Annotated in this window: 9 protein-coding genes; 8 read left to right on the top strand and 1 reads right to left on the bottom strand. The window is 50.4% G+C overall.

What is annotated here, in order from left to right; all coding sequences use genetic code 11:
- The first annotated feature begins 175 nt into the window (after nt 1-175).
- On the top strand, nt 176-3220 hold the full coding sequence (locus FS806_RS03635) for a YhgE/Pip domain-containing protein (RefSeq protein ID WP_026326534.1): 3045 nt from the start codon (nt 176-178) through the stop codon (nt 3218-3220).
- Nucleotides 3221-3302: 82 nt separating this feature from the next.
- Here FS806_RS03635 and FS806_RS03630 read toward each other — a convergent pair whose 3' ends face one another.
- The gene (locus FS806_RS03630; protein WP_144933252.1) at nt 3303-3758 is read right to left on the bottom strand and encodes an Lrp/AsnC family transcriptional regulator; all 456 of its coding nucleotides are present in this window, start codon (nt 3756-3758) and stop codon (nt 3303-3305) included.
- 161 nt (nt 3759-3919) lie between these two features.
- Here FS806_RS03630 and FS806_RS03625 point away from each other — a divergent pair, with 161 nt between their 5' ends.
- The 7 genes from FS806_RS03625 (at nt 3920) to coaD (ending at nt 7753) form a co-directional block, all read left to right on the top strand.
- Complete coding sequence (locus tag FS806_RS03625; RefSeq protein ID WP_144933251.1) at nt 3920-4795, top strand: sulfite exporter TauE/SafE family protein; 876 nt, start codon at nt 3920-3922, stop codon at nt 4793-4795.
- The gene (locus FS806_RS03620) at nt 4792-5178 is read left to right on the top strand and encodes a DUF1634 domain-containing protein (RefSeq protein ID WP_144933250.1); all 387 of its coding nucleotides are present in this window, start codon (nt 4792-4794) and stop codon (nt 5176-5178) included. The genes FS806_RS03625 and FS806_RS03620 overlap by 4 nt, the downstream gene beginning before the upstream one ends.
- Before the next feature lie 146 nt (nt 5179-5324).
- On the top strand, nt 5325-5693 hold the full coding sequence (locus FS806_RS03615; RefSeq protein WP_144933249.1) for a hypothetical protein: 369 nt from the start codon (nt 5325-5327) through the stop codon (nt 5691-5693).
- Nucleotides 5694-5753: 60 nt separating this feature from the next.
- Complete coding sequence (locus FS806_RS03610) at nt 5754-5954, top strand: hypothetical protein (protein WP_144933248.1); 201 nt, start codon at nt 5754-5756, stop codon at nt 5952-5954.
- 166 nt (nt 5955-6120) lie between these two features.
- The gene (tatA, locus tag FS806_RS03605) at nt 6121-6366 is read left to right on the top strand and encodes a twin-arginine translocase TatA/TatE family subunit (protein WP_304505315.1); all 246 of its coding nucleotides are present in this window, start codon (nt 6121-6123) and stop codon (nt 6364-6366) included.
- Between the two features lie 285 nt (nt 6367-6651).
- A complete protein-coding gene (gene rsmD, locus FS806_RS03600; protein ID WP_144933247.1) occupies nt 6652-7257 on the top strand; it encodes a 16S rRNA (guanine(966)-N(2))-methyltransferase RsmD in 606 nt (201 codons plus the stop codon).
- Nucleotides 7250-7753 (top strand): pantetheine-phosphate adenylyltransferase, encoded by a 504-nt coding sequence (gene coaD / locus FS806_RS03595; RefSeq protein WP_144933246.1) that lies wholly within the window; start codon nt 7250-7252, stop codon nt 7751-7753. Before rsmD ends, coaD begins: the two co-directional genes overlap by 8 nt.
- Nucleotides 7754-7900 lie beyond the last annotated feature (147 nt).

Below are 7900 nucleotides of genomic sequence, written 5' to 3'. Positions count from 1 at the left end.
TGGCTACTAAAAGCAACGATAAGTCGAGAAGCCTCCACTTCAAAAACCGTAAGGTTTTAAGTGGTGGGTAGTTCACTGATCAACAGACGGGAGACTCGGCTCGTATGAACTTCGCGGATGGAGAGACGGAGCATTGTACGGCCAATAGAGAGAGAAAAATGGGAGATTGGACAATATGAAAAACATTTTGAAAATTTTCGGTACAGATTTAAGAAATATAGCAAGGAATCCGGCAGCTTTGATCGTCATAGCTGCTGTTGTCTTTTTACCGTCACTGTACGCCTGGTTTAACATTATTTCCTCGTGGGACCCTTACTCCAATACGAAGGACGTCCCCATTGCCGTTTCCAATATGGACCGCGGGACGACATTGGAAGGCAAGGAACTGCGGGTTGGCGATGAAATTATTAAATCGCTGGAGGAAAATGATAAGCTGGGCTGGGTATTCGTAGACGAGCAAGAGGCGCTGCGCGGGGTGGAGCAAGGCGATTACTATGCCGGAATCGTCATCCCGGAAGATTTCTCGGAGAAGATTACATCCGTCTTGACGAGCAACCCGGAGAAGCCGGAATTGGATTATTTTATTAATGAAAAAATAAATGCCATTGCGCCTAAGGTGACATCGGCCGGCGCATCCGGCATTGTCGAGAACGTCAGCAGCCACTTCGTCAAGGTGGCCAATGGCGCGATATTCAAAGCCTTTAACGAGATGGGTATAGAAATCGAACAAAATCTTCCTGCCATGGAGCGGATGAAGAAGCTGGTCTTCCAGCTCGAGGCCGATTTGCCGGAAATCGAGCGGATGATCCAGCTTGCACAGACGGACCTGGACAAGGCCGAGCTTATCGTGGGCAAGGTGGATGAAGGGCTGGGCAAAGTTAAGGAGATAGGGCAGCATGCCGAGACGCTGGGCCAGCAATTCGAGCAATTGCTTTACGAAGGGGACAGTGTCATAAGGGGATATGCTCCGGCTATTCAGGCCGATCTGCAGACGCTTCAGGAGGTTGCCCGGATGACGGGCGAGCTGACAGATGTGCTGATCGCTTCGGATATCAACGCGGATACCCTATTAAGCGGATTAGGGCAGGCCATGGAGCTTATCGATAAAGGTTCGGCAGGGTTGGAAAGGCTGACGGATGTGTTGAAATCGATCGATACTCTGGTGACGGAGGAAGGAAAGCTGCAGGAGGCTATCCAGGCGCTGATCACGGCCCATGACCGGCTGGGGCAATTAAAGAATGCCATGGCTGCCGCAGTCCGTGTGCTTAATCAGGGAGAAGAACCGGCACGGGAGCTGATTCAACGAATCCATGACCTTGCCGGGGAAGCAGATCGTCTGATCGGCCAGCTTATTCAGCTTCACGACAATCAAATTCTTCCCGCTCTGCAGGAAGCTGTCGAGAAGGCGAAGCAGGGAGCGCCGAAGCTTAAAGAAGGGCTTACTCAACTGCAGGGGAAGGTTCAGGCGGGCGAGCAGGCGGTGGAGAAGCTGCTGGACATGCCGTTCGATGCCGAACGTGCCAAACAAGATTTGGAGAAGGTCACCTCATGGGTCGATGCCGGCCATACGGTAACAGGGCGATTAATCAACGGGCTGGAGCGGCTTGACGCATTGACGGGCAAAGACCTTCTGCAGCATCCCGTTACGGTGCTTAAGGAAGTCCAGAAGCGTCTGGAGAATACGAAGGAAAGACTGGATCAAGCGCTGCAATTGATCGAGAACGGACAGCAGCCTGCGAAGGAGCTGCTTGAGGATATCACGGGGCTGCTCAAGGAGACGGATCGCCTGCTTGGGGAGGTTATTCAAGCCTACGACCCCGTTGTCATTCCGGCATTGCAGGAGGCGTTGAACCGAGCGGCGGAGCTTGACAAGCAAGTAAGGGCGGAGATGGATAAGCTGCAGGAAGCAGCGCGGAAGACCGTCACCCTGACGGACAAGATTCTGTCTATAGATACCGGCAAGGTGAGAACGAAGCTGCTGGAAGGGATGGCCCGAATCGATCGCGGCCAGGCTGCTATAGGCCGTCTGATCGGTGCGTTGGATCAAGCCCAGACAGCCGTGAAGGATGGAGCGCTGCGCGATGCCGCAGAACGGCTGGAAGCCATACAAGGGCGCCTTCAAACATTGAAGGAAGTGCTGGCCAAGGCTTATGAGGCGGTAGAGGAAGGCGGAGAGCCTGCAGCAGAGCTCGTTCAACGTGTCAACGAGCTGTCCAAGCAAATCGATCAATCGGTCGGAGAGCTGGTGGAGCTGTACGAGACCAAGCTCGCTCCGGCTTTCGATGAGGCGTCTGCGGCCGCACAGCAAACGGTGCGCAAGGCCAACAACGTTATTCACGAAGCCAATGAGGCTCTGCCGGATATTGAGAATCTTCTGTTGAAGGCCGGTGAGGGAGTCGAATTGGGGCAGAAGGAAATTGCTCAAATTCGCGATAAATTTCCCGCTGCCCAAACCAAGCTGAAGGAGATTGCCGACCGTATCCGCGACTTTGAGAAGAACGGGACACTCGATCAGATCATGGACCTGTTAAGCCTGGATGCCGAGAAGGAAAGCGACTTCTTCTCCCATCCGATTAAGCTTGAGGAGCACAAGCTGTTCCCGATTCCTAACTATGGTTCGGCCATGTCACCGTTTTTCACTACCTTGTCATTATGGGTCGGCGCTCTGCTGCTCGTCTCGCTGTTAAGGGCCGATGTGGAGAACAAGCAGGACTATAAGAGCTACGAGGTTTATTTCGGCCGTTTCTTCACCTTCCTGACATTGGGGCTGGGGCAGTCGCTTATCGTTACGCTGGGGGATATCTTCCTGCTGAAAACCTATGTAGTCGACAAGGTCTGGTTTGTATTGTTCGGGCTGTTGATTAGCGCAGTATTCGTAATGATCGTCTATACGCTTGTTTCCGTATTCGGCAATGTGGGCAAAGCTTTGTCGATCATTCTGCTGGTGCTTCAACTGTCCGGTTCCGGGGGAACATTCCCAATCCAGATGGCACCGGAATTTTTCCAGAAAATTCATCCGTTCCTGCCCTTCACGCATGCAATCACCATAATGCGGGAGGCGGTGGGCGGATTGTTGTGGAGCGTCGCCGGGAAGCATGCGCTTATTCTATTCATTTATGTAGGAATCGCATTTCTAATGGGCGTCGCCCTGAAGAAAACATTTAACAAATCGAGCGACAAATTTTTGGAGAAAGCCAAAGAAAGCAAGCTGATTCTATAACGGATAAACGGCCGCCGTATCGTCGACAGAGATAATCTCGACGGAAATACGGCGGCCGTTCTTTATTGTCAGACCGATCAATTTAAATCAGCAGGCCTCCCCGCTCTTTATACCGTGCGATCAGAACCTCGCTCTGAACATCCACGATGCCTTCAATCGCCTGCAGCTTCTTGAGATATTGTTCCGCGTGTTCAGGATTGTCCAGCAGGGCATGAACATGCAGGTGAGGTTTGCCGCTCATCTGATACACGTTCGTAATTTCTTCCGCAGCGATCAATTCATCGGCCACCTGCTGCAGCTTGGGCCATTCCACTTCAATATTAAAGAACATGGACAGCATTTTCCCCGCTTTAAGAGGATTAACGATGATCGTAAAACGGTCAATGACCCCATCGTTGATTAATTCGTTGATCCGCTCCCGAACGGCCGCGCGGGTCAGGTTCACGAGACGCCCCAGCTCCGCGTTGCTCAAGCGCCCGTTTTCCGATAAATATTTCAAGATCAGGGTATCGGTTTTATCCAGGTTTTTAAATTGCATATCATCATTCCTTAAGGTTGAATTTAGCTTTTATTATAACATTTTGTGCTGAAGGAATGGCTATTTGCCTTTAGTTTAAGGTGTTTAGATCGCCTATTTTTATTTACATTGTAAAATTTATTTTTAATATATTGATCGAATGTAAAGTATATGATATACATATGGGTATCCACAGCTTTGTTTCGGGAGGGGAGAATGTGGCTTTAATAGCGATTCAGATTTTGGGGATATCCGTGCTGGCCGGGTTGGTGGGGGCGGTGCTGGGTTTGGGTGGCGGAATTATCGTTACCCCTGCGCTGACCCTGCTTTTCGGCGTGGATATCAAGCATGCGATTGGCGCGAGCATCATATCCGTCATTGCGACCTCCAGCGGATCGGCCATTGCGTATATTCGAGACCGCATAACAAATGTGAGAGTCGGAATGTTCTTGGAAGTAGCGACAACGATCGGAGCGATAACGGGAGCATTTATCGGCGGGCTGATGGCGCCCGGTATTTTGTATATCATTTTTGGACTGATTCTATTGTATTCCGTCCTGGCCATGATCAAGAAAACAAAAGACGAGCTGCCGGCGGAAGTCCCGCTTCATCCCATGGCCGGGAAATTGAAGCTGCAGGGAGAATACTACGACAAAGCTCTGCAGCAGACCGTTCCGTACAATGTAGGCAACGTCTACGGAGGGTTTGGCGTTATGTACGGCGCCGGTGTGATCTCCGGACTGCTGGGCATCGGCAGCGGAAGCTTCAAGGTGATGGCCATGGACGTATTCATGAAGCTGCCGTTGAAGGTATCCAGTGCGACGAGCAACTTCATGATGGGGGTTACGGGAGCGGCGAGCGCCGGCGTATTTTTCTTCCGGGGGGATATCGATCCCGTTATTTCCGCGCCTGTTGCCCTGGGGGTTCTAATGGGAGCGATGATCGGCACCAAGGTGATGCAGAAGCTGAAAAGCAAGACCATCCGCAAATTGTTCATTCCGATTCTCGCTTATGTGGCCATACAGATGATTGTGCAGGGAGTGGGGGGACAGTTATGACTGAGAAGCAGGGGCAAATGGCTGGAAAGCCGCAGACAAGGGATCGCGCGGCGGAGGTGGAGCTGGCCGTCAGCCGTTGGCTGAGGGCGGGGGTGGCGATTAGCGGAGCCGTTATTCTGGCCGGCTTGATCTATTTTATCATGAGGGGAGACAGCGGCTATCCGGAGGGAGCTTACCCGACCGCTTTATTCGATATCGTGACGGGGGTAGCGGCTTTGAAGCCTTTCGCCTTAATGATGGCGGGTTTGTTTCTGCTCATTCTGACTCCGGTATTGCGGGTGGCGATTTCATTGTTTGTCTTTCTGGCGGAAAAGGACTATTTGTATGTGCTGTTGACCAGTTTTGTGCTGCTGACGCTTGTGATCAGTTTTTTCTTGCCGTAGCTTCTCTTAATAGTCATTAATAGGCATCCTGAAAACAGTATTTTGCTTTCCCGATTTTTCTTGCTTAATGGTACCCGGTAAACTATAATAAGAACGTACGTTCTGTTGATGGGCGGAGAAGAAGAAGGGAAGGCAGGTGCAGCAGCGTGAATAATGCCAGGCGAACAGACTTCCATTTATGGTACAGATCGATGACGCTGACGCTGCCGGAAGAGGAAGAGGCGGAGCCATGCACGGGGAAGCCGGCTCTATCGGGAGAAGATGGGGCAAGCTGCCTGATTCGTGATCTTGTCCGGTTTTCCATGGAGCACAAGGCACCGATACGATTGCTGATACAAGAATCGGGCGGAATAAGGCGAGTGGCCGGCGGAATTTATAGCTTGGCTCCTGAACGTGCTGTAGTGAAGACCTCTGAAGGTTACGAAACGATTATGCTGGAGCATGTAATCGAAGCGGGGATGGTTATGGAAAGACCCGCAGTCCGGAATCAATCTTTGCTCTTTTTTACCACTTGAATATAAAACTTACGTTCGCATATAATACAAACAAATGTTCTTGTTTGGAGGCGAGCGATTGTGGATATCAGGAAGTATGTGGGGCAAACAATCGAGATGATTTACCTTGATCGTCACAGTCGATTTACGAAGCGCAGAGTAAAGATTAAGTCCGTGGATGGTCAAATTGTCCGGGCTTACTGCCTGGAGCAGCAGGGGCCGAGGGTGTTCCGTCAAGAAAACATACTGGCTATCCAATCGGTGAATCGCCATGCAATTTAAGAATCGTGTAGTTGTGAAAAGCAGATAACGGAGCGTCTAAAATGAAAGCACCGGCTTCTAACTTGACGATTCATTCAGAAAAATAAATAACCTACTTAGAAGTTGCAAAAATCTTTGTATCCGTTGACTTGATTTCAAATAGTAACGCAAGAGGAATCTATTCAGAATGAAGGGCGATGATTTTATGGTGCGTAATATTTTAACCCCGGGTCATTTATTATTGATTTTGGTCGTTGCGTTATTGTTATTCGGTCCGAAAAAACTTCCTGATCTAGGACGCGCATTGGGCAGAACCTTAAAGGAATTTAAAGACGGCATGAATAACCATACGACTAACGCAGACGAACCGTCAGCTCACGAAATTAAGCAGTTCGAATCAGACGAAAATAAAACCGGATCAAACCCGAAGTGAGAATTAACCGGAATTCGATAATTTTTGATTTTCCCGACAAAAATAAATCGGGCGTCCCTTGCGGGACGCCCTTTTCATGGGAGAGGAGAAACCGGACGAAGAGCTTATGGGGAAACGTAAGCCTTCTCCGCGGTTGTCTACGACATTACTCTAATGTCGATATTGTCAGGATTGACCCTTTGCCGTGAAAATATACATCCGGGATAAAAATTTTTTTGTAAAACGCGGCAACAATATGTGATAATATAGCAACGAATGACATACGCAAAAAAAAGGGGTCAACGGATGAGAGTCATTTCAGGAACAGCCAAAGGAAGGCCGCTGAAGGCAGTACCCGGCACCGGAACGAGACCTACGGCGGACAAGGTTAAAGAGGCCATATTCAGTATGATCGGCCCTTATTTCGACGGAGGACAGGTACTGGATTTGTTCGCGGGGACGGGCGGGCTTGGAATTGAGGCGCTCAGCCGGGGGATGGACCGGGCGATCTTCGTCGACCTGGAGAAGAAGAGCGTTGACGTAATTCGCGAGAACGTGCAGTCGGCGGGATTGGACAACCGTGCGGAAATTTACCGCAACGAGGCAACGCGGGCGCTCAAAGCGCTGGCCAAAAGGGAGATGCGTTTCGATCTTGTGCTGCTGGATCCTCCTTACCGGATGAAGAAGCTGGACGAGCTTGCGCGGATGCTGGAAGAGCTGGCACTCCTGAAGCCCGGAGCAACGGTGCTGATCGAATGCGATGCCTCCCGGCATTATGAGGCCCGAATCGGAGGCCTGTCCCAGGTTCGCCACTCCGTCTATGGAGATACGGCCATTTATGTTTATCGATATGTAAGCGAAATCCCGGAGAGCGGTTTGCACACGAATGAAGGAGTTGACCAGCATGAATAAACTGAACCAAGAGCATACGATTGCCGTCTGTCCGGGAAGCTTCGATCCCGTCACTTACGGTCATCTGGACGTTATTCAGAGAGCATCGCAGGTTTTTGAAAAGGTCATTGTGGCGGTATTGAAAAATTCCAGCAAAACGCCGTTGTTCAGTATTCAGGAACGTAAACAATTGCTGGAGCAGGTGACCGAACATCTGCCTAATGTGGAAGTAGACAGCTTTGACGACTTGCTTATAAATTATATGAGCGAGCGCAACGCCAGAGTCATTGTCAAAGGCCTGAGGGCAGTATCCGATTTTGAGTATGAGCTGCAGATGGCTGCTCTTAACCGGAAGATGAATTCCGATATCGAAACATTTTTCATGATGGCCAGCAGCCAGTATTCGTACTTAAGCTCGAGTATTGTCAAGCAAATCGCCCAGTTTCACGGCCCCGTAAACGATCTCGTGCCCGAAGTGGTGGAGCAGGCCTTGAGGCAGAAATTCGGGACGCGCTAGAAGTGTTGCGGCGAATGAAATCATTCATACCAATACGATGATTCTTTGAGAGGCTGTGTATCCTTGTCTCGATGTGCCGAGGAAAGCCGACAGATCGTTATCGGCAGGCAAGAACCGGCATTAGTGCAGGTCTTTACGAGGATTTCC

The organism is Paenibacillus sp. 32O-W (assembly GCF_007679495.1).
In the GTDB taxonomy this organism is placed as follows: domain Bacteria; phylum Bacillota; class Bacilli; order Paenibacillales; family NBRC-103111; genus Paenibacillus_L; species Paenibacillus_L residui.
The sequence above is the reverse complement of the archived record's forward strand: the minus strand, read 5'-3'. Positions and strand labels throughout refer to the sequence as shown.

Excerpts from the sequence above, each read along its gene's own strand:
- FS806_RS03635 (WP_026326534.1), top strand. The coding sequence starts at position 176 with ATGAAAAACATTTTGAAAATTTTCGGTACAGATTTAAGAAATATAGCA.
- FS806_RS03630 (WP_144933252.1), bottom strand. The coding sequence starts at position 3,758 with ATGCAATTTAAAAACCTGGATAAAACCGATACCCTGATCTTGAAATAT.
- FS806_RS03625 (WP_144933251.1), top strand. The coding sequence starts at position 3,920 with ATGGGTATCCACAGCTTTGTTTCGGGAGGGGAGAATGTGGCTTTAATA.
- FS806_RS03620 (WP_144933250.1), top strand. The coding sequence starts at position 4,792 with ATGACTGAGAAGCAGGGGCAAATGGCTGGAAAGCCGCAGACAAGGGAT.
- tatA (WP_304505315.1), top strand. The coding sequence starts at position 6,121 with ATGAAGGGCGATGATTTTATGGTGCGTAATATTTTAACCCCGGGTCAT.
- rsmD (WP_144933247.1), top strand. The coding sequence starts at position 6,652 with ATGAGAGTCATTTCAGGAACAGCCAAAGGAAGGCCGCTGAAGGCAGTA.
- coaD (WP_144933246.1), top strand. The coding sequence starts at position 7,250 with ATGAATAAACTGAACCAAGAGCATACGATTGCCGTCTGTCCGGGAAGC.